We start from the raw sequence: 1,130 nt of genomic DNA, 5'->3' as shown, positions 1-1,130 counted from the left end.
CCGGTCGCCGACTCCTCGCCGAACGTCGTGCTCATCCGGCCAGGGTCTCGCTCGTCGAACTCGGTGGAGATCGCGACGACCAGGTCGAGCCCGGGGACGACGTGGATTGCCTGACCACCAAAGCCGTAGGCCATGAAGCCGGGATCGTCAGCGACGTCCGTGACCCACCACAGGTAGCCGTACCCGACGGTGCCAGCGCCGTTGATGTCGACGTGTGACGTCGTCGCCTGCTCCACCCACTCCTCTGGCACCACCTGCTCACCGTCCCACTCGCCCTCGTCGAGGTACAGCTGGCCGATGGCGGCGAGGTCCTGGGTGCGCAGCTTCAGGCAGCAGGCGCCTTCGTGCACGCCCTGCGGGTCCACCGGCCAGGCGAACCCGGCGTCCCAGTACTCCTCGTAGAGGGCGCTGGCCGCGGCCTCGTCGGTGAAGTCCACGGCTGGCTCGAACGCCGGTTCGCTCGGGATGCCCAGCGGCTCGAACAGCTTCTGGCGGGCGTACTCGAGAACCGGCATCCCCGTCGCCTCGACCAGGACGGCCGACACCAGATGTGACCCCGCGTTGGAGTAGTCGGCTGAGCCGTCAGCAGAGGCGTTCTCGTTCCGGTCGGCCAGAATCTGCCCGACCTAGTCCTCGGCAAGGTAGTACTCGTCTCCGGCCCTCTGCGGTTCGAACCCCGCGGTGTGCGTCAGCACCTGGTGCAGCGTCAGGCGGCGGTCTCATCGCTCATCTCGGCCACGCGCGACGGGAGCAGCTCACCGAGGGTCTGCTGGACGTCCTCGATGTGCCCTTCGTCGATCGCGATCCCGATCAGGGTGCTCACGACGGACTTGGTGACCGACCTCGTGTCCCAGTAGTCCTCGGCGGCGGAGTCCACGTAGTGCTCGACGACCGGCTCACCGCCGTGGTGCACGAGCACCGCGCGAACCTGGCCCTCCGGGTCGATCTCGGCCAGGTACTTCTCGACCGCGGGCAGGACGTCAACGGCCAGCTCTTCGCGTGTGGGCGAGGAGGCGGAGCAGCCCGTGAGGGCCATCACCGCGACCGCCAACACCGAGACACCATGTCCTCGCACGCACCACCTCCGCGGTGAGCGTGGGTCGCGAAACCCAACGACTCACGATACCGAG

Annotated in this window: 2 protein-coding genes; both read right to left on the bottom strand. The window is 68.1% G+C overall.

Features of this window, described 5'->3' with window-relative positions:
• The coding region (locus PLL68_RS15615; protein ID WP_324535670.1) for a serine hydrolase domain-containing protein at positions 1 to 545 on the bottom strand (545 nt) is incomplete at its 3' end.
• Positions 546 to 706: 161 nt separating this feature from the next.
• Positions 707 to 1,054, bottom strand: a complete 348-nt coding sequence (locus PLL68_RS15610; RefSeq protein WP_324535668.1) for a serine hydrolase domain-containing protein — start codon at positions 1,052 to 1,054, stop codon at positions 707 to 709.
• Positions 1,055 to 1,130 lie beyond the last annotated feature (76 nt).

Origin of the sequence: Ornithinibacter sp. (genome assembly GCF_035443565.1) — a bacterium.
GTDB lineage: Bacteria > Actinomycetota > Actinomycetes > Actinomycetales > Dermatophilaceae > Fodinibacter.
Note: the sequence above shows the minus strand (reverse complement) of the source record. Positions and strands in the feature narration are given on the sequence as shown.